Here is a 23,507-nt window from a genome sequence, read left to right as displayed (position 1 = left end):
GGAATCGATTAAATGCGATTAAGGTTGCCGGCCGGTTAATCGCGCAGGTTGACCGACCTGCGCGCAGGACTCGGGCTGAGCGAATCCCGCAGCCTCACGCTTTGTTAACGGCGATGGCGCTTATTGAAGTTAATTGCTTCAGGAATTTCCGGTCCAGGGGCCTCGCGCCCTTCCCGAATGCTGGTCTCACGCATGTATGCCACGGATAAGCCACTCCGAATCCTGCACGCCGTGCGCGCGCCTGTCGGTGGCATCTTCCGTCACATCATCGATGTCGCCAATGGCCAGGCCGATCGCGGCCATCAGGTCGGAATTCTCGCCGACAGCCTGACCGGCGGCGAGCGCGCCGACGCCGCATTGGCCGAGATCGCTCCGCGCATGACGCTCGGCATCCATCGCCTGCCCATCAAGCGCGAGCCCGATCCGACAGACATCACGGTCTGGTTCAAATTCAAGAATCTCGTTCGCACGCTGAAGCCCGATGTGCTGCATGGTCACGGCGCCAAGGCCGGCGCCTTCGTGCGCCTCAAGGGCCATGCAAAAGGCACCATCCGCATCTACACGCCCCATGGCGGCTCGCTGCATTATCCGCAGAATACGCCCAAGGGTGCCTTCTACAGCCGCCTCGAACGCGCGCTGATGAACCGCACCGAGCTCTTCCTGTTCGAGAGCGCCTTTGCGCGCGACACCTATCAGCGCATGATCGGCACGCCGTCGGGCCTCGTGAAATGCGTGTTCAATGGCGTGACCGCCGGCGAATTCGAGCCGGTCGAACTCGCCGAGGACGCCACCGACATCTGCTATGTCGGCGAATTCCGCCGCATCAAGGGCGCAGACCTTCTGGTCGATGCGGTCGCGCGGCTCCGCGCCGATGGCCATGCCGTCACCCTCACCCTCGGCGGCGACGGCGAAGAGACCCATGCGCTGAAAGCACAGATCGAGCGCCTCGGCCTCGGCGGCGCCGTGCGCTTCATCGGCCATGTGAAGCCGCGTTTCGGCTTCTCCAAGGGGCGCCTGCTGGTGGTGCCGTCGCGCGGCGACAGCATGCCCTATGTGGTGATCGAAGCCGGTGCTGCCGGCGTGCCGATGATCGCCGCCAATGTCGGCGGCATCCCGGAAATCTTCGGTCCGCACACCGATGCATTGTTTGCGCCGAGCAATGCCGGCGCCATGGCCGAGGCGATCAAAACAGCACTCGGTGATCTCAACGGCACGCGTGCGCGTGCCATGATACTACGCGAACGCATCCAGCAGCACTTCTCGCAGGATGCCATGGTGGAAGGCGTCGTCGCCGGCTACCGCGAAGCGTTTGCGAAGCATTAACTCTCATTAACTTGTAACGAATTCTTCCGATTTATCCGCTAATTCAGCGGAAAAGGAGTAGGCTCGACGCACCGCCGTCGCTTGCCTCGCAATAACGGGAAATTCGCTTTGGATCCGATCAACGCACGCTCAATGATCGACGCTGCTGCGACCGACGCATCCGCGCCGCGCCAGTTCGAACGCCGCCGCCGGCTCACGCCAGAAGCACTCGCCCTCGTCGAACAGAAAGTCCGCTCCGCCTATTCGCCGGTGGTCATCACCGGCGTCGTTCGCGCGGTCGATTTCGTGATGCTCAGCCTTGTCGGCACCGTACTCTATTTTTCCTATGTGGTGCGCGCCGCCGGCTTCTCCTGGGAATATCTCGCAGGCATCATCGCATTGTCCGCCGTCGCGGTTGCGTGCTTTCAGGCCGCCGATATCTATCATCTGCAGATGTTTCGTGGCCGTGTGAAGCAGCTGACCCGCATGGTGTCGGCCTGGGCCTTCGTGTTCCTGCTGTTCATCGGCGTGCTGTTCTTTGCCAAGTTCGGCGACGCGGTGTCGCGCGTCTGGCTGTCGTCATTCTTCATTGTCGGTCTCATCGCGCTGATCGCGCAACGCACCGTGCTGCGCGCGCTCATCGTTCGCTGGGCGCAGCAGGGTCGCCTTGCGCGCCGTACCGTGATCGTCGGCGCCGATGTCAATGGCGAGCAGCTGATCCGGGAGCTGCAGTCGCAGGAGGATTCCGACATCCAGATCCTCGGCGTCTTTGACGACCGCAACGACAAGCGCTCGATGGACACGATTTCCGGCGCGCCGAAACTCGGCAAGATCGACGACATCATCGAATTCGCCCGCCGCACCCGCGTCGATCTCGTGCTGTTCGCATTGCCGATCTCGGCCGAGACGCGCATCCTTGAAATGCTAAAGAAGCTGTGGGTGCTGCCGGTGGATATCCGCCTGTCCGCGCATACCAACAAGCTGCGCTTCCGACCCCGCTCCTATTCCTATCTCGGCAAGGTGCCGACCCTTGACGTGTTCGAGGCACCGATCACCGACTGGGACCTGGTGATGAAATGGCTGTTCGACCATGTGGTCGGCGGCCTCGCGCTGCTCTGCGCGCTGCCCTTCATGGCGCTCGTGGCGCTGGCCATCAAGCTCGACAGCCCCGGCCCGGTGCTGTTCCGGCAGAAGCGTTTTGGCTTCAACAATGAGCGCATCGATGTCTTCAAGTTTCGCTCGCTCTATCACGATCAGGCCGATCCGCTGGCCAAGACCGTGGTGACCAAGGGTGACAAGCGCGTCACCCGTGTCGGTCGCTTCATCCGCAAATCCAGCATCGACGAGCTGCCGCAGCTGTTCAATGTGGTGTTCAAGGGCAATCTCTCTCTGGTCGGTCCCCGTCCGCATGCAGTGCAACAAAAGCTGCAGAGCCAGTTGCTGGACGAAGCCGTGGACGGCTATTTCGCCCGCCACCGCGTCAAGCCGGGCATCACCGGCTGGGCCCAGGTCAATGGCTGGCGCGGCGAAGTCGACAGCGAAGAGAAGATCCAGAAGCGCGTCGAGTTCGATCTGTATTACATCGAGAACTGGTCGGTGCTGTTCGACGCCTATATCCTGTTCCGGACGCCGATCTCGATGCTGACCAAGAACGAGAACGCGTATTGAGGCGTCGTCCCCGCGCAGGCGGGGACCCATAACCACCGTCGGCCTAGCAAGAAATTTGCCCTCTCCGATTGCGCGTCGCCATTTCTCCTGAGGCTATGGGTCCCCGCCTGCGCGGGGACGACATATCCGCCTACACCACTCATTCACCCGCCCCCGCTAACATCGCCGCATGACCATGCACGCGTCCAGCGATTACGCTTATGCAGCGCCGACGGCCCCGGCCGTCGTGACGCTTCAGCACGGGCTGCTGTGGCTGATGGGCATGGGCGGGGCCATCGTCTTCATCGAGCCCAGCCCTTATGAAATCTTCGCGCTGACCTCGGTCGTGGTGTTCGCCGCCACCGGCCTGCGCATGCGGCTCGCTTTCATGCCACTGGCGCTGCTGCTGTTCGCCGTCAATCTCGGCTACACGATCTGCGCTTTGCCACTGCTCGACCAGCAACCGATCGTCTATTGGATCCTGACCTCCTGGTACATGGCGGTCACCGCGATCTTCATCGCCCTCGTCGTTTCCGAAGACACCGCCGCGCGGCTGCATTATCTGCGCTCCGGCCTGATCGCAGGTGCCGTGATCGCATCGCTGGCCGGCATCGCCGGCTATCTGCGCCTGACGCCCGGTGAACTCTTCACGCTCTATGGCCGCGCCGCCGGCACCTTCAAGGACCCCAACGTGTTCGGCGCCTTCCTGGTGCTGCCGGCCTTGTTCTGCCTGCAAAGCGTCGTCAGCGACGGCTTTGGCCGCTCGCTGCGCTCGGCCATCCTGCTCGGCATCATCACGCTGGCGCTGCTGCTCGCCTTCTCGCGCGCGGCCTGGGGGCTGCTTGCCCTCACCGCCGCCTTCATGCTGCTATTGATGATGCTGACCAGCCAGACCAATCGGCAGCGCTCGCGCATCGTCCTCATGGCGATCGCCGCCATCGTCGCATTGGCGCTGGTGCTGATGATCCTGCTGCAATTCGATTTCATCCGCGACATGTTCCAGCAGCGCGCAAGCTTCGACCAGAAATACGACGAAGGCCGCTTCGGCCGTTTCGGCCGTCATTTGCTGGGCGCACAGATGGCGCTCGATCTGCCGCTCGGCATCGGCCCGCTGCAATTCAACAAGTTCTTCCCCGAAGACACGCATAATTCCTATCTCAACGCCTTCATGTCCGGCGGCTGGATTTCCGGCGTGGTGTATCCGGCGCTGGTCTTCACCACCGCCCTGATCGGCTTTCGCTACATCTTCGTGCGGACGCCGTGGCAGCGGCCTTATCTCGCAGTGTTCTCCGCCTATCTCGGCACGGTCGGCGAGGCCTTCATCATCGACACCGATCACTGGCGTCATTTCTGGCTGATGCTCGGCCTGATGTGGGGCCTGTTCGTCGCCACCCAGCGCTATATGGCGACAGCGCGCCACGCCGATGAATTTACAACTCATACAGAAGGACTGCCCGCACGATGACGGAAGCCAGCATCCGCATCGCCGTGCTCGTCCCCTGTTTCAACGAGGCCGCCGCCATCGCTCAGGTCGTGCATGATTTCCGTGCCGCACTGCCGATGGCCGAGGTCTATGTCTATGACAACAACTCCTCCGACGACACGGTGGCCATCGCCAGCGCTGCAGGCGCCCAGGTCCGCAGCGAACGGCATCAGGGCAAGGGCCATGTGGTGCGCCGCATGTTCGCCGACGTTGATGCCGACATCTATGTGATGGTGGATGGCGACGCGACCTATGATGCCGCCAGCGCGCCAGCCATGATCGCCAAGCTGATCGATGAACGCCTCGACATGGTGGTCGCCCAGCGCGTCGACCAGGATACGGCGGCCTATCGCCCAGGTCACCGCACCGGGAATTTCCTGCTGACACGCTTTCTTGCCGACACCTTCGGCCGCGGCTTCGAGGATATCCTGTCCGGCTATCGCGTGTTCTCGCGCCGTTTCGTCAAGACCATCCCCGTACTGTCCGACGGCTTCGAGATCGAGACCGAGCTCAGCGTGCACGCGCTCGAACTCTCGATCCCCGTCGCGGAAATGCAGACGCCCTATTTCTCGCGGCCAGCCGGATCGCACAGCAAGCTCAACACCTGGCGCGATGGCTTCCGTATTCTCGGCACCATCCTGAAACTCTATCGATCGGAGAAGCCGCTGCGCTTCTTCACCACCATCGCGATCACGCTGGCATCGATGTCGGTGATCCTGTCGATCCCGCTCTTCCTCACTTATGTGGAAGAAGGCCTGGTGCCACGCTTTCCCACCGCGATCCTGTCCACCGGCATCATGCTGGTCGCGGTGATCTCGATGTTCTCCGGTCTCATTCTCGACACCGTGTCGCGCGGCCGGCGCGAAGCGAAACTGCTGCGCTATCTTGCCGAGCCCTGGATCGGGCACTGATCCACTCAACCCATTGCTCAAACGAAAACAGCCCCGCTTGCGCGAGGCTGTTGCCGTTAAATGTCGTCCGCTTTAGCGAACGATGATCGTCTTGGTGCGGCCGCCATGATAGCCATGGCGATGACCGTGACGCGGGCCGTAATAGGCGCGGCTGTGGCGATAGCCGGGACCACGATGATAGCCGGGGCCGCGATGATAGCCGCGATGGCCACCATGATAACCACCGCCGCCGATCTGGACATTGATGCCCTGAGCTGCAGCCGGAGCCGCCGGAGTGCCGATATAGAGAAGGCCGGCAGCTGCCAGCAGAGCCAATTTCTTGATCATTGTGTCCCTTCCTGTGAAATCTGCGGGGACAAGTCGAAGGTGATCTAAAGGTTCCGATTTGATTCAAAGCATATGACGCCAAATGGCATCGCCTCGGATCGAATGGGAACGTCATGTTGCGACGGGCGTTTTCACCGCATGACCGATCCCAAAACGAAGCGCGATCACGACAAGTCCAAGCCGGACGAGGAAGTCTCGCCGGCCGGCCCTCACGACAAGCCCGAACTCACCGACCACCACAAGACGCCGGGCAGCGGCATGCTTCCCGACAAGGACAATGATGAGGTCGAAGGGCCTTCGGGCTGATCGCGCACAAAACTGACGTGCGCACGTCATCACACATTCTTATGCTGACGCTAACGTCGCATTAACGATCACGACTCACAGTGGTTATCAGGTTAACGCAGGCCGGATGTACGTCTGCGTGGAAATGGCTCGGAGCTTTCGGTTCCGGGTCATTTTTGTTCTGGTTCCCCGCCTGGTTCCATATGGCTGCATTGCCCCTGCGGCATGAACGATGCGCGAAGCCACACGTTGCCGTCCCGAGAACAAGGAGAAGCAACATGAAGAGAATGGCAATCGCTCTCGCCACCGTCGCAGCGCTGGGCGCTGCAACCATCACCACCAAGCCTGCAGAAGCACGTGGTGGTCGCGGCGCCGCCATCGGCCTCGGCCTCGCAGCCGGCGCCCTGGTGGCCGGTGCCGCAGCCAGTGGCGCATATGCCTATGGTCCGGGACCGGGCTATTACGGTGGTCCGCGCTATTACGGCGGTCCCCGTTATTATGATGGCCCGCGCTACGGCTATTACGGCGGCGGCCCGCGCTATTACCGCAGCTACGGCTATTATTGATAGCCGCAAGACGACAAAAGGCCCGGAGCAATCCGGGTCTTTTTGTCGCTTATCAAGCATTTTCAATGATTTAATGGTCGGAGCGAGAGGATTCGAACCTCCGACCCCTAGTCTCCCAGACTAGTGCGCTAACCGGGCTGCGCTACGCTCCGAATGCCTGACGGCGCTGATTGATTAGGGATATTCGCCCCGACAAGCAAGGTCGTTTTGAGCCATTAGGGAACATTGGCTGCGCAACACCCGGTTCGTTGATGCCGATCAGGCTACATCCCGATGAGCCATACGGCGCCAATTGTAGCCAGGACAGCCAGGCCACTGATGGTCCATCCGCCATAGTAGCCGACGTCATCTTCGTGCTGGATCTCTTTATGCTGGAAATCATGGGCACCAGCAGCCGAATGCCAATGGGTCATGTCACCACCTCGGATCAGGTTATCTGCTCGATACAACTGAACGACCCTCAGCTAAGTTCCTCGCCTGTTAGCTTGCATGCCGCTGTCAGCGGGCGTCGGGTCAACCGCCGCCATCCTTCATCGCCGCATCGAGCGCGCGGCGGGCTGCGAGCAGATCCTCGAGCACCAATTCCAGCCTTTCGCGGTCGAGCGAGCGAACCTCCGGACGCGGTTGCGGCGATGGCTCGGGATTCAAGCGCGGTTGCGGCGGAGCGGGATTCGCACGAACCGCCGGCATCGGATTGGCACGGCTCATGGACGCCGGATCTGTGCGGCCGATGGCCTGCTGCAGACGCGGTTCAACGCGCGGCGCAGCGCGTAGCGCGGGATCGGTGCGCACCTCCGGCGCGGCCCCGGTCGGCGGACGCAGATCGGGCTCGCGGCGCGCCACGACGTCAGGCGCCTTGCGGGCGGCGACTGGTTCTGCCACCTCCTCTTCTTCGGCGCCTTCCTCTTCAGACTCGTCGTCCTCGGACTCGTCTTCGTCCGCGTCCTCGTCGTCGGATTCCTCCTCGTCGCCCTCTTCGGAATCGTCCTCGTCAGACTCCTCCTCCTCGGCGTCCCCGGAGTCCTCGTCGGCCGTTTCCTCGTCCTCGAGCTCATCTTCGAGTTCGGCCTCAGCCTCTTCGTCCGGCTCGTCCTCGACCACCGGCGCCTTCGCCGCCGGTCGCGTCATCAGCGGGGCCGCCGACGTCATCCGTGGCTCTACCCCGCGTGCAGGCACGGGTGCGAAGGCCGGCGTGGCCTCTTCGTCCACCAGCCCCTGCACCGCCTTGATGCCGTTCTCTTTGAGAATCCGCTGCACACCGCGGATCGTGTAGCCCTCGCCATACAGCAACCGACGGATGCCGCGCAGCAGATCGACGTCGTCCGGGCGATAATATCGCCGGCCGCCGGATCGCTTCATCGGTTTGATTTGAGTGAACCGCGTTTCCCAGAACCGCAGCACATGCTGCGGAATATCGAGGTCGTCGGCGACCTCGCTGATGGTCCGAAACGCATCCGGCGCTTTATCCAAGTGCAGGATTCCTGTGGTTCATCCCGTTGCTATATCAAAGCGTTTTCAAGCGAAGTGGAAACCGGTTCGCGTGAAGAAAACGCGTCAAATCAAGGTCTACTCGTCGTGGTCTTTGCCGTTACCGACGGCATCGACATTGCCGTTGATCCGCTGTTTCAGGATCGCCGACGGCTTGAACACCATCACCCGCCGCGGCGAGATCGGTACTTCCGTGCCCGTCTTCGGATTGCGTCCGATGCGCTCGCCTTTACTACGCACCATGAAGGAGCCGAACGAGGACAGTTTCACTGTCTCACCCTTTTCCAGACAATCCGTGATCTCTTTCAGAACAAGTTCAACAAACGCCGATGACTCCGTGCGCGACAAGCCTACCTTTTGATAGACCGCCTCGCACAGATCGACGCGTGTGACTGTTTTTCCCGTGCCCGTCATGCCAGCCCCAAAAACTTCTCGGCGAACCGAAATTCGTCACGGAAACTAGGAGGTTAACGGGACGGGGTCAACACCGCAGGGCGTTGCAAGCGCATGGAAAGTCGAGACAATTTGAGATGTTGTGGTTTTGCCACCATCACCAGCGGACAAGCGCCGAGCCCCAGGTGAAACCGCCGCCCATGGCTTCGAGCAATACCAGGTCACCTTTCTTGATGCGCCCGTCATTGACCGCAACAGATAGTGCCAGCGGGATCGACGCCGCCGAGGTGTTGCCATGGCGATCCACCGTGAGCACCACCTTCTGCGGCGCAATATGCAATTTATGCGCGGACGCATCGATAATGCGCTTGTTGGCCTGATGCGGCACGAACCAGTCGATGCTGTCCGCATTCGCACCGGTCGCAGCGAAAGCATCGACGATCACGTCGGTGATCATGCCGACCGCATGCTTGAAGACCTCGCGGCCTTCCATGCGCAGATAACCCACGGTCTGCGTCGAGGACGGGCCGCCATCGACGAACAGCTTTTCCTTGTGCCGGCCGTCGGAGCGCAGATGCGTGGTGAGCACGCCGCGATCGGCGGTCGTCCCTGCCCCGTCCTGTGCTTCGAGCACCACGGCGCCGGCGCCGTCGCCGAACAGCACGCAGGTGCCGCGGTCGGTCCAGTCGAGGATTCGCGAAAAGGTTTCGGCACCGATCACCAGCGCACGCTTGCCGGCGCCGGTGCGCAGCAGGCTGTCGGCGGTGGTCAGCGCAAAGATGAAGCCGGAACACACGGCCTGCAGGTCGAATGCTGCGCCGTGCGTAATGCCGAGCGCGTTCTGCACGGCCACAGCTGTCGCGGGAAACGTATTGTCCGGTGTCGAGGTGGCGAGCACGATCAGGTCGATCGACTGCGCGTCGATGCCGGCATTCTTCAGCGCCGCCTGTGCTGCCTTGATGGCGAGATGCGAGGTGAACTCGCCTTCGGCCGCAATGTGGCGCTGCTGGATGCCGGTGCGCTGGACGATCCACTCGTCCGACGTATCGACCTTCTGGGCCAGTTCAGCATTGGTGAGAATGCGCTCCGGCAGATAGGAGCCGCAGCCGAGCACGACCGAACGTATCACGAGACAGCCTCCTGCGCGGCCGCGGGCGCAGAGACAGCACCATGATCGCGGTCGAGCGTTTCATTGATCTTGTTGAGAAGGTCGTAGCGGACCATGTCATAGGCGACATCCACCGCATAAGCGAAGCCATCGGCATCGGTGCCGCCATGGCTCTTCACCACGATGCCCTTGAGGCCGAGAAACACGCCGCCATTGGATTTCGACGGATCCATCTTGTCGCGCAGCGCCTTGAAGGCGTTCTTGGCGAATAGATAACCGATCTTGGAGCGCCAGGTGCGGCTCATGGCGCCGCGCAGATATTCGGCGATCTGGCGCGCGGTGCCTTCGGCGGCCTTCAGTGCGATATTGCCGGAAAAGCCCTCGGTCACGATGACATCGGCGTCGCCCTTGCCGATGCCGTCGCCTTCGACGAAGCCGATGAATTTGAGTTGCGGCAGATCGGCGGCGCGCAACAGCTCGGCTGCCTCGCGGATTTCCTCGCCGCCCTTCACTTCCTCGACGCCGATATTGAGCAGGCCCACGGTCGGACGCTCGAGATCGAACATCACCCGCGCCATGGCGCTGCCCATGATCGCCAGCGATTTGAGGTGATGCGCATCGCCGCCGATGGTGGCGCCGAGATCGAGCACGATGCTGTCGCCGCGCATGGTCGGCCACACCGCGGCGATCGCCGGGCGATCGATCCCCGGCAGCGTGCGCAGGCAGAACCGCGCCATCGCCATCAGCGCACCGGTATTGCCGGCGGAGACGGCCACATCGGCCTCTCCCTGCTTCACGGCATCGATCGCCATCCACATGGACGACACCTTGCGGCCGCGGCGCAGTGCCTGGCTCGGCTTGTCATGCATGGACACCGCGACGTCGGAATGGATCACCTTCGACACCTTTTTCAGTGCCGGGTGGTTGGCCAGCTCGGCCTCGATCTTGGCGCTGTCGCCGACCAGCACGAATTCGCTGTCGGGGTGCCGGGTCAGCGAAATCGCCGCGCCGGGGATGACCACCGATGGGCCGAAGTCACCGCCCATGGCGTCGAGCGCGATGCGAACCTTTTTAGCCATGTACGTCCTGGAAACCTGTCTTGAGCGGCATCATCCACATGGCCGCCGACGAACTGCCGCGACCGGCGGCAGTAAAGCTATGGCATGTACCCCTTTACGGCGCGCGACAATAGCGTTTCCGCCATTTGACACAACACCTTGACCGGGCGTTTTCCCGCGCCAGCCGCAGGGGTGGAACCGGGCGAGAATCGGAGCCGGGCGCCTCGGATCACCCCTTTTTCGGCTTCGCAGGTGCGTCCTGCAGCGCCTTCAGCGCCGCAAACGGGTGTTCGTCGGGATTCGGCGCCTCGACCTGGTCCTCGAACACCGCATCCGGCTTGCGCGGATAGGGATCGAGACCCAGAAACAGCGCATCCGTCACCAGTTTGCCGATGTCGATCGCCCCGTTCTCGATCGGCTCCGGTGGATCCGGCCGGTCGTCATCGCTCTCGCCGTCGTCCTCGTCGGCCGAATCGGCCAGCTCGCGAATCTGCGAGGGCGGCGCGAACACCACATCCACGTCCTCATCGATCTCGTTCTCGAACGGATCGAGCGACACCACGCAGATCTGGGTCACCTTGCCCGTCACCCGGCCGGTGACATGCACCGTGCCACCCTTGACCGGCAGCAGCCGCAACTCGGCCTTCACAGCCGCGATATCCGGCACACCGCCGAGTTCGGCCATCGCCTTGCGCTGCTCCGGCCGCGCCTCGATGGTCTGGTACAGTCCCGTATCCGGGATTTCGGTCACCGGGACCGGCACGCTCCAGGGCGGCGGCGGGAGTTGCGACGGCGGAAGCTGCGATGGCTTCTGGCCGCGATCGGATTTGCTCATGTCGTTACCAAAGTTGCCGCGGGCGACGGAAACCGCCACGCGCCGGAGGTGAATGTCGCCGGATCGAGCCCGGCGAAATGATGATCGGCCGCTTCCACGTAAGCTGCGAGCTGCCGGGCCTGATCGAGATCGCGGCCATTATAGATATTCTTCGACAGCGCCGCTGCCAGCGCCTCGCCGCCCTCGGCCAGAGCCACATCGTAGGCCTTGGTGCGACCATAGAAGGCGCTGCCGAAGTCCCGCATCTTCCTGGGCACCTTCATGTCGCTGGTGCCGAGTTCACGCAGATTGTCGTCCATGTCGTCGCAGAACTTGTCAAAAAGCCCCTGCGCCAGTTCGCTCCTGGGATCCAGCCGCCGCAGCACCAGCCAGAGCTGGACCAGCAACATATCGAAACGCCCATCGACCGTGTCGGGAGCTGCTAAATCACGGTAAAACAACGGTTCTCTCGCCTGCGCCACGATCATGCCATAGATCGCTTCAATGGTGCCGCGCAATCGCGCCGGGGACTTCCTGAATCGACTGAACGGCCAGATCATGACGGGTTCCTTGCGGGCCGGTCGGGCACGCGCATGTTGCATTCGAGGGTTCTGCCCGGTACGTCAACGCCTTCCGGGATGCAAGAGCCCCGGAAGCGCCTAGAGGATGGGGATTTCCTCCACGATGATCAATTCGAGCCTGAGCACTGCCATCCGCGGATCGCGCCTGAACTGGCGCCGGGTCCGCTCAGCCGTGGCCGTTGCCGCCGTCTGCCTGTCGCTGGGCGCCTGCGCCGAGCAATTCCAGAAGGGCTACATCCTGCCTCCCGGCGCGCTGGAGCAGATCCCGATCGGCGCCAGCCAGGATCAGGTGCTGATCGTGATGGGCACCCCGTCCACGGTCGCCACGCTGAACGGTGAAGTGTTCTACTACATCTCGCAGCGCGCCGAACGCCCCGTCGCCTTCATGCAGCAAAGTGTCACCGACCAGCGTGTCATTGCCATTTATTTCGACAAGAATCGCAGGGTTACGCGTCTTGCCAATTATGGTCTGCAGGACGGCAAGATTTTCGACTTCATCAGCCGCACCACGCCGACCTCGGGCTCGGAGATGAGCTATCTCGCACCGCTGTTCCGGTTGGTGAGCTTCCGCTAACAACTGCGGCCGTAGGGCGGATTAGGCGAAGCCGTCATCCGCCGGCCGAGTTCACAACGGAAACTCCGCGGCGGATGACGCGGAGTTTATCATCGGGCGAGCTTCGCGCGACCCGGTGGCTAATCCGCCCTACGAAATTCAAAAAGCCCCGCAGCACAAGCTGCGGGGCTTTTTGTTGTTCGCAGCGACAACGCGTCTTGTCTGCCGTCACAGCTCTGACTACGGTTTTCGCTAAGAGCCAAAGTAATAAATCCAAGAGAGGAAATGTGATGACCAAACTGGTTACGCGCCGCCGCATACTCACCGGTGCTGCCGCACTTTCAACGGCTGCGATCCTGCCGCGCGCAAGCCTTGGTGCCGGCGAATGGAAGCCCACCGAAACCGTTCGTGTGATCGTGCCTGCTGCGGCCGGCGGATCCACCGACGTGATGGGCCGCATGCTCGCCGCGCATCTGCAGCCGGTGTGGGGCCAGTCCGTCGTGGTGGAAAATCGTTCGGGCGGCGGCGGCACCATCGGCGTTGCCGAAGTCGCGCGCCTCAAGGGCGATGGTCACACCATCCTGATCGGCAATCCCGGCCCGAATGCCATCGCCTACAGCATCTTCAAGAACCTGCCCTACAAGATCGACCAGTTGCAGCCGGTCTCCAACATGATCAAGCTGCCCAACATCATGTGCGCGCATCCGAGCGTGGGGATCAAGACGATCCCGGAGCTGATCGCCTATATCAAGGCCAATCCGGACAAGCTGAACTACGCGTCATCCGGCGTCGGCCAGAGCCCGCATCTCACCGGCGCATGGTGGCTGCAGCTCACAGGCCTCAAGATGCAGCACGTCCCGTTCCGTGGCGCAGGTCCGGCCCTGCAGGCGGCATTGGCCGGCGACGTGCAGATCCTGTGCGACAATCTCTATCCGTCGCTGCCGCAGGTGCTCGACGGCAAGCTCAACGCGCTCGCGGTGACGACACCCGAACGGAATGCGCAGTGCCCGAATGTGCCGTCGATGCGCGAGACCGGCGTGCCTGAACTCGCGAATTTCGATGTCTCGACCTGGTTCGGCGCGTTCTATCCGAAGAGCACACCGACCGAGGCCGTGACCGCCCTCAACGAGCAGATCAAGGTTCTGCTCGCCACCGACGCCGCCAAGAAGAGCATCGCGGCCATGGGCGCCGTGCCCGACTACGGCTCGCCCGCGCAATACCAGACCTTCATCGAAGCCGAGGCCCTGAAATTCAAGGGCATCATCGATAAGGAAGGCCTGCAGATGGAAGTGAAGTAGGCGCATCAGCCTGGCGTGAAGCCGACGAACTTCCCCCACAACAGAAAGACGGCCATCGCCAATACAATGGCGGTGGCCGTTTTGATCATCGTCAGGCGCCGTTCAGCAGGCGACGCCTGCAAGCGCCCGCAGTGATGGCAGACGCCTGCGCCGCCGGGAATCTCGCGCTCGCAGAATTCGCAGACCGCCACGCCCGCCTCCCGGCTGGAATTCTGAACGGCTTATTTCTCTTCTTCCAGCGAGAATGCCACCGCGCCATTGGCCGACAGGCGCACCTTGTCGCCTTCGATATCGGCCACGAGCCCACCATCGATAAAATGGTGATGTCCCTTGTGATGACCTTCGCCTGAGTCCTTCTTGGTCAGCTTGATGCGGTTGCCCTCGACCTTGTCCACGGTCCCCACATGCACGCCGTCGGCGCCGATGACTTCCATATGTTCTTTGATTTTGCTGAGCGCGCTCATGTCATGTTCCTTTGATGGTGGGAACACTGAACGGCTGGAACCGGATTTGGTTCACTCGCAAGGCCGTGAGCGCAGCGGGATCAGCCGCCTTTGTTGATCTTCTTGATCTTGGCCTCCTGCGCCTCGATCGCCAGCGTCAATTCCATGATCGCCTTGGACAGCAGCTCGGTGGCTTCCTTCTGGTCCTGCGATTTGGCGGCGCGCAGGGCGTAGTTCTTGGCGGATGACAGGGACATTGTTGGCTCTCGCGGTGGTCGATCGTAGGGCGGATAAGCCGAAGGCGTAATCCGCCGCAACGCGCGCTGCAAGCTCCGCGGCGGATGACGGCTACGCCTTATCCGCCCTACGCCTGCACGCGATTGATAATCGCCCACAATTCCTCGACCGGCACCGGCGATGCGACGTTGAACGTCTCGCCGAGAACCTGCCGCAACTCCCCGGCACTCTCCAGCGTCCGCGTCGAGACCTGCTCGCCATCACGCGCCTCGACGATGAGATGGCGATTGACCAGCTTGAACCGGCGATCGCCGGTGACGCGCTCCAACACCAGCGTGGTCGGGAACGGCACGGCTGGATTGGTCGATGTGTACCAGTTGCCGAGTTCATAGTCCGACGGCAACTGCGGGATGAGATCGAACACATACATGGTCCGCCAGCCACCTGCCCGCTTGGCGGCCAGCCACAACCGTCCATCCGTCTCCGTCAGCTTGTACGTGCCCATCGCCGTGGACTGCTCGATATCGGTGGCGAGCCGCAGCGGCGCATCGAGCACGCAGGCGCCGAAACCGACATCGGCGAGATAAGGCCCATCGGGCAGATCGACCTTCAGCAACATATGCGTCTTCGGCCCGAGCGGGCTGTCCGGCGGCGCATTCCAGCGCACGCGCCCACCGAGGCCGGTCACCTTGAAGCCGATGATTTCCAGCGCAGTCCGGAGCACCGCATTGTGTTCGTAACAATAGCCGCCGCGCCGCGACTCCACGAGCTTGCGCTGCAGGGATGCGAGGTCGAGATCGACCGGACGCCGCAACAACGGATTGATGCCCTCGAACGGGATCGCATTGACATGCGCCGCATGGATCGCCGTCAGCGTCGCAAGGTCGGGCGCAGCTTTTCCGCTGAATCCGATCCGCTCGAAATAGCGATCCAGCTGCAGAACATCGGTCATTGGTCGATTCCAATCCAGGCCCACGGCCGTAGGATGGGTTGAGCGGAGCGATACCCATCACCACAAACGCCGGAGCGCGTGGTGATGGGTATCGCTCCGGCGCGACGCGCCTGCGCTCAACCCATCCTACGATTTCGTCCCGTACTTCCGCGCAAAATCGCGCCCGGTGCGCGCGAGGCAAACCGCCGCCTGCCCCTGATACATGGTGCCGTCCTTTGCGGCGATTTTACTGCATTTCGCCCGCGCCTTCTCATAGGCGGCCCTTGTCGCAGGCTGCGCCTTGGGCAGGAAACGCGGTTCGCATTTCGCCAGCACCATGTCGGACAGCGCATTGTCCGCGGTGGAGCCGAGCTGGCAGAGATCGAGGACGCGAAACGCGCCTTCGCAGCTGAACTCGGTTTTGACGGCGGCGGTCACGGCATTGGCCAAGCCGCCCGCTTTGGCAGCGGCGTCATCGCTGATAGGGCATTTTTCGGCGGCGGCAGCCGGAGCGACGCAAGTCACGAAACACAAGAAAAGTGCCGTTGGGATTGAGCTTCGGATCATGCGAGTGGACCTATGAGGGAGCGCCGGGCCATCAGCATAGCAAGATGCCGTAGGATGGGTAGAGCGTAGCGAAACCCATCAAAAATCCCGCGGCTCTCACCGCGGGACCTTTGCGTCGGTCGTAACGCTCGTCCAGTAGGGCGGATGAGCCGAAGGCGTCATCCGCCGGCCGAGCGCATGTGGCGAAGAACGGCGGATGACGCTTCGCTCATCCGCCGTTCTTCCACAGATCAATGCGCCAAGATCGCCAACAGCAAGAGCGCCACGATGTTGGTGATCTTGATCATCGGATTCACCGCGGGTCCCGCCGTGTCCTTGTAGGGATCGCCGACGGTGTCGCCGGTCACGGCTGCCTTATGGGCATCCGAGCCCTTGCCGCCGAAATGGCCGTCCTCGATATACTTCTTGGCATTGTCCCAGGCACCGCCGCCCGAGGTCATCGAGATGGCCACGAACAGACCGGTGACGATGACACCGAGCAGCATGGCGCCAACGGCCGAGAACGCCGCCGACTTGCCGGCCGCACCACCGCCCGCAATCACATAGATCAAGAAGTAGACCACGATCGGCGACAGCACCGGGAGCAGCGACGGAATGATCATTTCCTTGATCGCCGCGCGCGTCAGCAGGTCCACCGCCCGGCCGTAATCCGGCTTGTCGGTGCCCTGCATGATGCCCGGCTTCTCGCGGAACTGGCGCCGCACTTCCTCGACGATGGCGCCGGCCGCGCGGCCCACCGCCGTCATGCCCATCGCGCCGAACAGGTATGGCAACAGGCCGCCGAACAGCAGGCCGACCACCACATAGGGATTGTTCAGCGAGAAGTCCGGCAGCACGTCCTTGAAGTACGGATACTTCGCGGCATTGGCGATGAAGAATTTGAGGTCTTCATTATAGGCCGCGAACAGCACCAGTGCGCCGAGACCGGCCGAGCCGATCGCATAGCCCTTGGTGACCGCCTTGGTGGTGTTGCCAACGGCGTCGAGCGCGTCGGTGGCTTTGCGCACTTCCTTCGGCAGGCCCGCCATTTCGGCAATACCGCCGGCATTGTCGGTGACGGGACCGAAGGCATCGAGCGCCACGATCATGCCGGCGAGCGCGAGCATGGTGGTGGTGGCGATCGCAATGCCGAACAGGCCGGCGAGGCTATAGGTGACGAGGATGCCGGCGATGATGACGATGGCGGGGCCCGCGGTTGACTCCATCGAGATCGCGAGGCCCTGGATCACATTGGTGCCGTGACCGGTGACCGAGGACTGCGCGATGGACTTCACCGGCCGATAGTCGGTGCCGGTGTAGTATTCGGTGATCCAGATGATCAGGCCGGTGACGACCAGACCGACCACGCCGCATTCGAACAGCGCAAAGCCGGTGTATTTCGCGCCCGCCAGCGGCCCGAAGCCGACCAGCCAGTGGATCGCGAAAGCGAGGCCGAACAGCGACAGAACCCCCGTCGCGATCAGGCCCTTATACAGCGCGCCCATGATGGACTGGCTGGCACCGAGCTTGACGAAGAAAGTGCCGATGATCGAGGTGATGATGCAGATGCCGCCGATGGCAAGCGGCAGCGTCATCATGTTCACCAGCAGCGGCGATGTCGCAAAGAAGATCGCCGCGAGCACCATGGTGGCGACCGCGGTCACCGCATAGGTCTCGAACAGGTCGGCCGCCATGCCGGCGCAGTCGCCGACATTGTCGCCCACATTGTCGGCGATGGTCGCAGGGTTGCGCGGATCGTCTTCCGGAATGCCCGCTTCCACCTTGCCGACGAGATCGCCGCCGACATCGGCGCCCTTGGTGAAGATGCCGCCGCCGAGACGGGCGAAGATCGAGATCAGCGAGGCGCCGAAGCCGAGCGCCACCAGCGCATCGATCACGATACGGCTGTTGGCGGCGTGGCCGAGGCTCTGGGTGAGGATCATGAAGTAGATGGTGACGCCGAGCAGTGCGAGGCCCGCCACCAGCATGCCGGTGATGGCACCCGCCTTGAAGGCGAGTTCGAGGCCGCCGGCCAGCGAACTGGTCGCCGCCTGCGCGGTGCGGACGTTTGCGCGCACCGAGACATTCATGCCGATGAAACCGGCCGCGCCCGACAGCACTGCGCCGATCAGGAAGCCCACGGCCACGAGCATGCCGAGGAAGTAAGCCAGCAGCACGAAGATCACGACGCCGACGATGCCGATGGTGAGATATTGCCGCCGCAGATAGGCCTGCGCGCCTTCGCGCACCGCCGCTGCGATTTCCTGCATTCGCGCATTTCCGGCATCCGCCTTCAACACCGAACTTGTCGCCCAGATCGCGTAAACGATCGACAGTGCCCCGCAGAGCACGATCACCCACAATGCTGTCATGGAATCTGCCTCAGTCCTTCCTGCCCGGCGCCTTGTTATGGTGGCGCATATGATCGGAGGCCTGTCCTGAGTACGTGAGGACGGCCTCTCGTAACAGGAAGCATGTCAAATCCGGTATCGGCGTGCAACGTCCGCGGATGGAAGAAGGCTGCTAATTTGGAGGGGATGTAGGGGAGATGCAGCGACGCTCGATAACCTCTCCCCGCCCTTTTGCGGGGAGAGGTCGAGCCGGCGGAGCGCAGCGAAGCCGGATCGGGTGAGGGGCATGGCACGAGCTCTCCACCCGCCTGCACCATCGAATCTGTCGAACGACTGATATCTGGCTTGACACTTCTCGCGTGCCCGGCCCCTCACCCGCCGCGAAGACGCGGCGACCTCTCCCCGCGCAAGATGCGGGGAGAGGTTAGTTCGCGGCAACCATCGCGCTTTAAAAGTGACTGTAGGAATGCCGCTTCAAGACGATCTCACCACCCTCGGCATCGACAAAACGCGGCGGCCCCTCACCCGCGACGATCTCGCCAATCACCGCAGCAGCCACACCCGCCTGGTCCGCCTGCGCCATGAAGGACGCCAGCCGCGCCTCAGGCATGGTGCAGAGAATTTCGTAGTCGTCGCCGCCCGCCACCAGCGCCTCATAGCCGATCATGCCCGCGTCCAGCAGCGCGCCGGCCGGTGCCGACAGTGGCAGCATCGCCGTCTCGACCACCGCGCTAACACCCGACACCGCGCATAATTTGGCGAGATCGCCGGCCAGCCCGTCCGAGACATCCATCGATGCGCTTGCATGATCCCGCACCGCACGCGCCAGCGCGCAGCGCGGCTGCGGCACGCGATAGCGCTCGATCAGCGGGTCCTCATTCGACGACGCCAGCCGCCCCTGCAGCACCGCGAGTCCCAATGCTGCATCGCCGATGCTGCCGGTGACCACGATCAGGTCGCCCACCTGCGCGCCCGCCCGCCGCACGATCCGCCCCTCCGGTACAAGGCCGAAAGCAGTGACGGAGATCATCAGCGGCCCCGGCGTGGACACGGTGTCGCCACCGAGCAGCGGGCAGTCGAATTCGGCGATGTCCTCGCCAAGCCCGCGCGCGAATTCCGCCAGCCAGGCTTCGTCCTGCACCTTCAACGCCAGCGTCAGCACGAAGCCGGCGGGAACGGCGCCCTTGGCGGCGAGATCGGAGAGATTGGTGCGCAGCGCCTTGCGGGCGATGGTGTCCGGGGGATCGTCGGGCAGGAAATGCACGCCTTCGACGATGGCGTCGGTATTGACGACGATGTCTTCACCGGCGGCTTTCAGCACGGCGGCATCATCGCGCAGGCCGAACGCACCGGGATCGGTGGCGAGCGGCGCGAAATAGCGGGAGATGAGCGTGTCTTCGCCGGATGCCATCGGTGTCGCCTCTCACTCCATCTGTCATCGCCCGGCTTGACCGGGCGATCCAGTAAACGGCGACGATGCGGTTCTATCAACAAGCGGCGGTGTCTACTGGATCACCCGCTTTCGCGGGTGATGACAACCAGAGACAATCAGCGCGTAAACTCGTCCGGTCGATACTGTCGCCCGATCTGGTCCAGCACGGCATTCACCATGCCGGTCTCGTCGCGCTCCACGAAGGCATGCGCGACGTCCACATATTCCGACACGATCACCCGACCCGGAATGTCCTTGCGATGCTGCAGCTCATAGGCCCCTGCCCGCATCACCGCGCGCAGGATCGCCTCGACACGGGCCAGCGGCCAGCCGCGCGACAGCACGTCGTCGATCAGCGGATCCAGCTCCTTCTGGTCGCGCAGCACGCCCGACACGACATCGCGGAAGAACGCGCCCTCGGCCGGCAGATACTGTTCGCCCTCGACCTCGCTGCCGATCCAGAAGCTCTCGAACTCGGCCAGCACTTCATTGATGCCGGTGCCGCCGACATCCATCTGGTAGAGCGCCTGCACGGCGGCGAGACGGGCGGCGCCGCGGCGGTTGGCCTTGCGCTCGCCTTTGGGTTCCGGTTTCTTGAACTCGCCCATCGCTTACGCCTTCGCCAGGCGGCGCTTGATGCGCAGCATTGCGAGCGCGGCGCGCGCGGCATCGCCGCCCTTGTTCAGCTCGGACGCCTTGGCGCGGGCCCAGGCCTGCTCCTCGGTGTTCACCGTGATGATGCCATTGCCGAGCGGGAACCGGGCGGTCACGGAATAATCCATCAGCGCGCGCGAGGATTCCATCGAGACGATCTCGAAATGGATGGTATCGCCGCGCACCACGCAGCCGAGCGCGATCGCACAGTCATAAGGCTTGCCGTTTTTCGCGGCAGAATCCACCGCAATGGCGATGGCCGCCGGGATCTCCAGCGCGCCGGGCACGGTCAGGACATCATGAGACACGCCCGCGGCCTTCAGTTCCGCGATCGCGGCCTCCAGCATGGCGTCCTGGATATCGTCATAGAACCGGGCCTCGACGATCAGCGCACGGGCGCCGGTGATGTCGGTCTGGTCCTTCAGGGGGGCACGTCGCGGGTCGGCCATCGTCTTCCAATCGAAATATCAGCGGGTTGCGCGCGGTTTTAGTCGCCACCGGCGGGGATGCCAAGCGGCAATGCACGGGTACATTCCTCCGTCATTGCGAGGAGCCTCTTGGCGACGAAGCAATCCAGTTCTTGCCAGCGGCTCCTGGATTGCTTCGCTTCGCTCGCAATGACGACCGAAAGAGCAGCGTCAGGCCATCTCCGTCAGCCGCGCCGCATAGCGCGCCATCAGATCGACCTCGATATTGACCTCGGCGCCCGCCTGCCAGCCCTCGCCCAGCGTGGTCACGCTCAGCGTATGCGGGATGATCAGCACGGCGAATTCGACGTCGGACACGGTGTTCACCGTCAGCGACACGCCGTCCAGCGTGATCGAGCCTTTGGTGGCAATGAACCTGGCCAGCTCGCGCGTGGTGCGAAAGGTGATCCTTGCCATGTCCGGCAGGTTGTCGCGCGACACGATGGTGGCGATGCCGTCCACATGGCCGGCGACGATATGGCCGCCAAGTTCATCGCCGATCTTCAGCGCGCGCTCGAGATTGAGCTTGGTCCCGACCTGCCAGTGTTTGGCGGTCGTCAGCGCCAGCGTTTCAGCTGCGGCATCGACGTCGAACCAGGTCTTGCCATTGGCGGTGCCAGACGCGACCACGGTGAGACAGACGCCGTTATTCGCGATCGACGCACCATCGGCGATGGTGGTCTGGTCGTAATCGCAGCGGATGCGCAGCCGGTGCAGCTGCCCCTGCGCCACGGGCGTCAGGCTCTCGATCTCGCCGATATCGGTGACAATGCCGGTAAACATAATGTCTCTTCCTACGTCTCAACCCACTCCGCCCCTCATCCTGAGGAGCCGCGCCTTGTCCGCCGTAGCTCGCAGAGCGAAGGCGGAAGCGGCGTCTCGAAGGATGGCCGCAAGCTCGGAGCTTCACCATCTCATGGTTCGAGACGCGCGCAAGAGCGCGCTCCTCACCATGAGGGGACGGAGTTAGGTGCGCTCATAGATCGTGAGCGTATCTTCTCCAAAACTCTCGCTAGCACGCGCCTTGAAGCCCGACGACCCGGTGATCGCCGATAGCGGCAATGCGTCCAGCGCGTTGACACCGTCCGCCCCAATTTCCGTCGCCCCCTGAAACAGCCAGACTTCATCGACCAGGCCCGCGCTCACGAAAGACGACGCGATCTTCGCACCGCCTTCCACCATCAGCCTGGTGATGCTCTTGTCTGCCAAGCTATGCAGCACCGCCGGCAATTCCAGCCCCGGCAGCGGGGATGTCACCGCGGCCACGCGCAGCACCTGCGCACCCGCAGCGCCCAGCGCCATCGCGGCCGGTGCTTCGGAAATATCCGAGGTCATCACCCAGAGCGGCGTAGTGCGGGCCGAATGCACGAGCTTGCTGTTGCCTGAAATGCGCAGCGCGCGATCGAGCACCACGCGCACCGGCGAGCGTTTTGCCATGCCCGGCAGGCGACAGGTCAGTTCGGGGTCGTCGGCAATCACCGTCCCGATGCCCACCAGGATCGCATCGCATTGCGCGCGCAGCAGATGCACGCGCGACCGCACGCGCTCGCCGGTCACGGCGACCGGCTTGTGGCCGCTAACTGCAATCTTGCCATCCGGCGACACCGCGAGCTTCAGCACCACATGCGGACGCTTGTCGCGAATGCGGCGGAAATGGCCGGCGTGGTCACGCGCGGCTTCCTCGGCGCACAGGCCGACATCCACCTTGATCCCCGCAGCACGCAGGCGCGCATGGCCTTGTCCGGCAACGTCGGGATTGGGATCTTCAATGGCCGCCACGACCCGCGCGATCCCGGCCGCAACAATCGCATCCGCACAAGGCGGCGACTTGCCGAAATGCGAGCACGGCTCCAGCGTCACATACAGCGTCGCGCCCTTCGCCGCCGCGCCCGCCTGCGCCAGCGCCACCGGCTCCGCATGGGGACGCCCGCCCGGCTGCGTCCAGCCACGGCCGATGATCACGCCATCCTTGACGATCACAGCGCCGACGGCCGGGTTCGGCCATGTCCGCCCCTGCCCGCGCCGCCCAAGCGTCAGCGCAAGCTGCATGAAGCGGAGATCGTCGGCCTTCGCGGTGGCCAGTTTTTCGCGATGCTGATCCTCCAGGATGCGGAAGATCATTTTCGTGCGGCCGTGGGCCGTCCATCTTCATCGGTGTGGAGTTCACCGAGCAGCGCCTCAAAATCCTTCGCCTCGCGAAAATCGCGATAGACCGAGGCGAAGCGGACATAGGCGACGTCGTCGAGCACGCGCAGATGCTCCATCACGATCTCGCCGATCGCCTCCGATGAAATCTCCGCCTCGCCGCCGCTTTCCAGTTCACGGACGATGGCCGAGACCATGGTCTCGACCTTCTCCGGATCGACCGGGCGTTTGCGCAGCGAGATCTGCAGCGAGCGCACCAGCTTGTCGCGATCGAACGGCACGCGGCGGCTGTTGCGCTTGATCACCGTGAGTTCGCGCAGCTGCACGCGCTCAAACGTCGTGAAGCGGAAATTGCAGGCGATGCACACGCGCCGCCTGCGGATCACCGACGAGTCCTCGGTAGGCCGCGAGTCCTTCACCTGCGTATCGAGGCTGTTGCAGTTCGGGCAGCGCATCGCTCAACTCACTCCGTCATGGCCGTCGCGTG

The 23,507-nt window shown here is 63.2% G+C and carries 27 protein-coding genes, 1 tRNA gene and 1 pseudogene; 8 read left to right on the top strand and 21 right to left on the bottom strand.

The genetic code is table 11. From position 1 onward, the window contains the following. Positions 1–192 precede the first annotated feature (192 nt). The 4 genes from AC1RQ5_RS15635 (at position 193) to AC1RQ5_RS15620 (ending at position 5,343) form a co-directional block, all read left to right on the top strand. Positions 193–1,323 carry a glycosyltransferase family 4 protein gene (locus AC1RQ5_RS15635; RefSeq protein WP_493200132.1) on the top strand — a complete coding sequence of 377 codons (1,131 nt, stop codon included), beginning with the start codon at positions 193–195 and terminating at the stop codon, positions 1,321–1,323. Between the two features lie 108 nt (positions 1,324–1,431). Then, positions 1,432–2,970 carry an undecaprenyl-phosphate glucose phosphotransferase gene (locus AC1RQ5_RS15630; protein ID WP_398478697.1) on the top strand — a complete coding sequence of 513 codons (1,539 nt, stop codon included), beginning with the start codon at positions 1,432–1,434 and terminating at the stop codon, positions 2,968–2,970. 169 nt (positions 2,971–3,139) lie between these two features. Continuing rightward, entirely contained in the window at positions 3,140–4,414 is a 1,275-nt protein-coding gene (locus tag AC1RQ5_RS15625; RefSeq protein WP_493200130.1) for an O-antigen ligase family protein, read from the top strand. After that, positions 4,411–5,343 (top strand): glycosyltransferase family 2 protein, encoded by a 933-nt coding sequence (locus AC1RQ5_RS15620; RefSeq protein ID WP_493200128.1) that lies wholly within the window; start codon positions 4,411–4,413, stop codon positions 5,341–5,343. The genes AC1RQ5_RS15625 and AC1RQ5_RS15620 overlap by 4 nt, the downstream gene beginning before the upstream one ends. Before the next feature lie 72 nt (positions 5,344–5,415). Here AC1RQ5_RS15620 and AC1RQ5_RS15615 read toward each other — a convergent pair whose 3' ends face one another. Next, entirely contained in the window at positions 5,416–5,670 is a 255-nt protein-coding gene (locus AC1RQ5_RS15615; protein WP_398478703.1) for a hypothetical protein, read from the bottom strand. Between the two features lie 138 nt (positions 5,671–5,808). On the opposite strand from AC1RQ5_RS15615, the gene AC1RQ5_RS15610 reads away from it, so the two are divergent. After that, positions 5,809–5,976 (top strand): hypothetical protein, encoded by a 168-nt coding sequence (locus AC1RQ5_RS15610; protein ID WP_493200126.1) that lies wholly within the window; start codon positions 5,809–5,811, stop codon positions 5,974–5,976. 257 nt (positions 5,977–6,233) lie between these two features. After that, positions 6,234–6,521: a hypothetical protein gene (locus AC1RQ5_RS15605; protein WP_493200125.1), complete on the top strand. Its 288-nt coding sequence runs from the start codon at positions 6,234–6,236 to the stop codon at positions 6,519–6,521. 74 nt (positions 6,522–6,595) lie between these two features. On the opposite strand, the gene AC1RQ5_RS15600 is transcribed toward AC1RQ5_RS15605, so the two are convergent. The 8 genes and pseudogenes from AC1RQ5_RS15600 to AC1RQ5_RS15565 all read right to left on the bottom strand — a co-directional run bounded on the left by AC1RQ5_RS15600 (position 6,596) and on the right by AC1RQ5_RS15565 (position 11,942). Continuing rightward, positions 6,596–6,673: transfer RNA gene (locus AC1RQ5_RS15600), tRNA-Pro, on the bottom strand. Between the two features lie 111 nt (positions 6,674–6,784). Further along, complete coding sequence (locus tag AC1RQ5_RS15595; protein WP_493200123.1) at positions 6,785–6,934, bottom strand: hypothetical protein; 150 nt, start codon at positions 6,932–6,934, stop codon at positions 6,785–6,787. Between the two features lie 786 nt (positions 6,935–7,720). After that, positions 7,721–7,991, bottom strand: a pseudogene (locus AC1RQ5_RS15590) (MerR family transcriptional regulator); the annotation flags it as partial. A gap of 96 nt (positions 7,992–8,087) precedes the next feature. Further along, positions 8,088–8,423, bottom strand: a complete 336-nt coding sequence (locus AC1RQ5_RS15585; RefSeq protein ID WP_398478709.1) for an integration host factor subunit alpha — start codon at positions 8,421–8,423, stop codon at positions 8,088–8,090. Between the two features lie 136 nt (positions 8,424–8,559). Continuing rightward, positions 8,560–9,531, bottom strand: coding sequence for a beta-ketoacyl-ACP synthase III (locus AC1RQ5_RS15580; RefSeq protein WP_493200121.1), 972 nt, complete (start codon positions 9,529–9,531; stop codon positions 8,560–8,562). Then, positions 9,528–10,589: a phosphate acyltransferase PlsX gene (plsX, locus tag AC1RQ5_RS15575; protein ID WP_398478713.1), complete on the bottom strand. Its 1,062-nt coding sequence runs from the start codon at positions 10,587–10,589 to the stop codon at positions 9,528–9,530. Before plsX ends, AC1RQ5_RS15580 begins: the two co-directional genes overlap by 4 nt. A gap of 208 nt (positions 10,590–10,797) precedes the next feature. Continuing rightward, positions 10,798–11,403, bottom strand: coding sequence for a YceD family protein (locus tag AC1RQ5_RS15570; protein WP_493200119.1), 606 nt, complete (start codon positions 11,401–11,403; stop codon positions 10,798–10,800). After that, positions 11,400–11,942 carry a ubiquinol-cytochrome C chaperone family protein gene (locus tag AC1RQ5_RS15565; protein ID WP_398478717.1) on the bottom strand — a complete coding sequence of 181 codons (543 nt, stop codon included), beginning with the start codon at positions 11,940–11,942 and terminating at the stop codon, positions 11,400–11,402. The genes AC1RQ5_RS15570 and AC1RQ5_RS15565 overlap by 4 nt, the downstream gene beginning before the upstream one ends. Positions 11,943–12,066: 124 nt before the next feature. On the opposite strand from AC1RQ5_RS15565, the gene AC1RQ5_RS15560 reads away from it, so the two are divergent. Then, positions 12,067–12,537, top strand: coding sequence for an outer membrane protein assembly factor BamE (locus tag AC1RQ5_RS15560; protein ID WP_398478719.1), 471 nt, complete (start codon positions 12,067–12,069; stop codon positions 12,535–12,537). Between the two features lie 269 nt (positions 12,538–12,806). Beyond that, positions 12,807–13,814 (top strand): Bug family tripartite tricarboxylate transporter substrate binding protein, encoded by a 1,008-nt coding sequence (locus tag AC1RQ5_RS15555; protein ID WP_493200116.1) that lies wholly within the window; start codon positions 12,807–12,809, stop codon positions 13,812–13,814. A 5-nt stretch (positions 13,815–13,819) separates the two neighbouring features. On the opposite strand, the gene AC1RQ5_RS15550 is transcribed toward AC1RQ5_RS15555, so the two are convergent. From AC1RQ5_RS15550 to nrdR, 12 genes are all read right to left on the bottom strand, one after another. Continuing rightward, positions 13,820–14,005, bottom strand: a complete 186-nt coding sequence (locus AC1RQ5_RS15550; RefSeq protein ID WP_493200115.1) for a hypothetical protein — start codon at positions 14,003–14,005, stop codon at positions 13,820–13,822. A 30-nt stretch (positions 14,006–14,035) separates the two neighbouring features. Next, positions 14,036–14,278 (bottom strand): DUF2171 domain-containing protein, encoded by a 243-nt coding sequence (locus tag AC1RQ5_RS15545; RefSeq protein ID WP_398478725.1) that lies wholly within the window; start codon positions 14,276–14,278, stop codon positions 14,036–14,038. 80 nt (positions 14,279–14,358) lie between these two features. Next, positions 14,359–14,514 (bottom strand): hypothetical protein, encoded by a 156-nt coding sequence (locus AC1RQ5_RS15540; RefSeq protein ID WP_398478727.1) that lies wholly within the window; start codon positions 14,512–14,514, stop codon positions 14,359–14,361. A 107-nt stretch (positions 14,515–14,621) separates the two neighbouring features. Then, the gene (locus tag AC1RQ5_RS15535; RefSeq protein ID WP_493200113.1) at positions 14,622–15,446 is read right to left on the bottom strand and encodes an arylamine N-acetyltransferase family protein; all 825 of its coding nucleotides are present in this window, start codon (positions 15,444–15,446) and stop codon (positions 14,622–14,624) included. Positions 15,447–15,572: 126 nt separating this feature from the next. Further along, entirely contained in the window at positions 15,573–15,863 is a 291-nt protein-coding gene (locus AC1RQ5_RS15530; protein WP_398478731.1) for a hypothetical protein, read from the bottom strand. Positions 15,864–16,222: 359 nt separating this feature from the next. Beyond that, on the bottom strand, positions 16,223–18,343 hold the full coding sequence (locus AC1RQ5_RS15525) for a sodium-translocating pyrophosphatase (protein ID WP_493200111.1): 2,121 nt from the start codon (positions 18,341–18,343) through the stop codon (positions 16,223–16,225). 427 nt (positions 18,344–18,770) lie between these two features. Further along, positions 18,771–19,733, bottom strand: a complete 963-nt coding sequence (gene thiL / locus AC1RQ5_RS15520) for a thiamine-phosphate kinase (RefSeq protein WP_493200109.1) — start codon at positions 19,731–19,733, stop codon at positions 18,771–18,773. A 137-nt stretch (positions 19,734–19,870) separates the two neighbouring features. Continuing rightward, on the bottom strand, positions 19,871–20,362 hold the full coding sequence (gene nusB, locus AC1RQ5_RS15515) for a transcription antitermination factor NusB (protein WP_398478738.1): 492 nt from the start codon (positions 20,360–20,362) through the stop codon (positions 19,871–19,873). A gap of 3 nt (positions 20,363–20,365) precedes the next feature. Continuing rightward, the gene (ribH, locus tag AC1RQ5_RS15510) at positions 20,366–20,857 is read right to left on the bottom strand and encodes a 6,7-dimethyl-8-ribityllumazine synthase (protein WP_493200108.1); all 492 of its coding nucleotides are present in this window, start codon (positions 20,855–20,857) and stop codon (positions 20,366–20,368) included. Between the two features lie 189 nt (positions 20,858–21,046). Further along, positions 21,047–21,658, bottom strand: a complete 612-nt coding sequence (locus AC1RQ5_RS15505; RefSeq protein WP_493200106.1) for a riboflavin synthase — start codon at positions 21,656–21,658, stop codon at positions 21,047–21,049. Positions 21,659–21,841: 183 nt separating this feature from the next. After that, a complete protein-coding gene (ribD, locus tag AC1RQ5_RS15500; protein WP_493200104.1) occupies positions 21,842–22,996 on the bottom strand; it encodes a bifunctional diaminohydroxyphosphoribosylaminopyrimidine deaminase/5-amino-6-(5-phosphoribosylamino)uracil reductase RibD in 1,155 nt (384 codons plus the stop codon). Continuing rightward, positions 22,993–23,475 (bottom strand): transcriptional regulator NrdR, encoded by a 483-nt coding sequence (gene nrdR / locus AC1RQ5_RS15495; RefSeq protein ID WP_398478746.1) that lies wholly within the window; start codon positions 23,473–23,475, stop codon positions 22,993–22,995. Before nrdR ends, ribD begins: the two co-directional genes overlap by 4 nt. Positions 23,476–23,507 lie beyond the last annotated feature (32 nt).

It is taken from the genome of Tardiphaga sp. GW821-FHT12E02 (assembly GCF_058807155.1).
Note: the sequence above shows the minus strand (reverse complement) of the source record. Positions and strands in the feature narration are given on the sequence as shown.

Excerpts from the sequence above, each read along its gene's own strand:
- AC1RQ5_RS15635 (WP_493200132.1), top strand. The coding sequence starts at position 193 with ATGTATGCCACGGATAAGCCACTCCGAATCCTGCACGCCGTGCGCGCG.
- AC1RQ5_RS15625 (WP_493200130.1), top strand. The coding sequence starts at position 3,140 with ATGACCATGCACGCGTCCAGCGATTACGCTTATGCAGCGCCGACGGCC.
- AC1RQ5_RS15620 (WP_493200128.1), top strand. The coding sequence starts at position 4,411 with ATGACGGAAGCCAGCATCCGCATCGCCGTGCTCGTCCCCTGTTTCAAC.
- AC1RQ5_RS15615 (WP_398478703.1), bottom strand. The coding sequence starts at position 5,670 with ATGATCAAGAAATTGGCTCTGCTGGCAGCTGCCGGCCTTCTCTATATC.
- AC1RQ5_RS15610 (WP_493200126.1), top strand. The coding sequence starts at position 5,809 with ATGACCGATCCCAAAACGAAGCGCGATCACGACAAGTCCAAGCCGGAC.
- AC1RQ5_RS15605 (WP_493200125.1), top strand. The coding sequence starts at position 6,234 with ATGAAGAGAATGGCAATCGCTCTCGCCACCGTCGCAGCGCTGGGCGCT.
- AC1RQ5_RS15595 (WP_493200123.1), bottom strand. The coding sequence starts at position 6,934 with ATGACCCATTGGCATTCGGCTGCTGGTGCCCATGATTTCCAGCATAAA.
- AC1RQ5_RS15585 (WP_398478709.1), bottom strand. The coding sequence starts at position 8,423 with ATGACGGGCACGGGAAAAACAGTCACACGCGTCGATCTGTGCGAGGCG.
- plsX (WP_398478713.1), bottom strand. The coding sequence starts at position 10,589 with ATGGCTAAAAAGGTTCGCATCGCGCTCGACGCCATGGGCGGTGACTTC.
- AC1RQ5_RS15570 (WP_493200119.1), bottom strand. The coding sequence starts at position 11,403 with ATGAGCAAATCCGATCGCGGCCAGAAGCCATCGCAGCTTCCGCCGTCG.
- AC1RQ5_RS15565 (WP_398478717.1), bottom strand. The coding sequence starts at position 11,942 with ATGATCTGGCCGTTCAGTCGATTCAGGAAGTCCCCGGCGCGATTGCGC.
- AC1RQ5_RS15560 (WP_398478719.1), top strand. The coding sequence starts at position 12,067 with ATGATCAATTCGAGCCTGAGCACTGCCATCCGCGGATCGCGCCTGAAC.
- AC1RQ5_RS15555 (WP_493200116.1), top strand. The coding sequence starts at position 12,807 with ATGACCAAACTGGTTACGCGCCGCCGCATACTCACCGGTGCTGCCGCA.
- AC1RQ5_RS15545 (WP_398478725.1), bottom strand. The coding sequence starts at position 14,278 with ATGAGCGCGCTCAGCAAAATCAAAGAACATATGGAAGTCATCGGCGCC.
- AC1RQ5_RS15540 (WP_398478727.1), bottom strand. The coding sequence starts at position 14,514 with ATGTCCCTGTCATCCGCCAAGAACTACGCCCTGCGCGCCGCCAAATCG.
- AC1RQ5_RS15535 (WP_493200113.1), bottom strand. The coding sequence starts at position 15,446 with ATGACCGATGTTCTGCAGCTGGATCGCTATTTCGAGCGGATCGGATTC.
- AC1RQ5_RS15525 (WP_493200111.1), bottom strand. The coding sequence starts at position 18,343 with ATGACAGCATTGTGGGTGATCGTGCTCTGCGGGGCACTGTCGATCGTT.
- thiL (WP_493200109.1), bottom strand. The coding sequence starts at position 19,733 with ATGGCATCCGGCGAAGACACGCTCATCTCCCGCTATTTCGCGCCGCTC.
- nusB (WP_398478738.1), bottom strand. The coding sequence starts at position 20,362 with ATGGGCGAGTTCAAGAAACCGGAACCCAAAGGCGAGCGCAAGGCCAAC.
- ribH (WP_493200108.1), bottom strand. The coding sequence starts at position 20,857 with ATGGCCGACCCGCGACGTGCCCCCCTGAAGGACCAGACCGACATCACC.
- AC1RQ5_RS15505 (WP_493200106.1), bottom strand. The coding sequence starts at position 21,658 with ATGTTTACCGGCATTGTCACCGATATCGGCGAGATCGAGAGCCTGACG.
- ribD (WP_493200104.1), bottom strand. The coding sequence starts at position 22,996 with ATGATCTTCCGCATCCTGGAGGATCAGCATCGCGAAAAACTGGCCACC.
- nrdR (WP_398478746.1), bottom strand. The coding sequence starts at position 23,475 with ATGCGCTGCCCGAACTGCAACAGCCTCGATACGCAGGTGAAGGACTCG.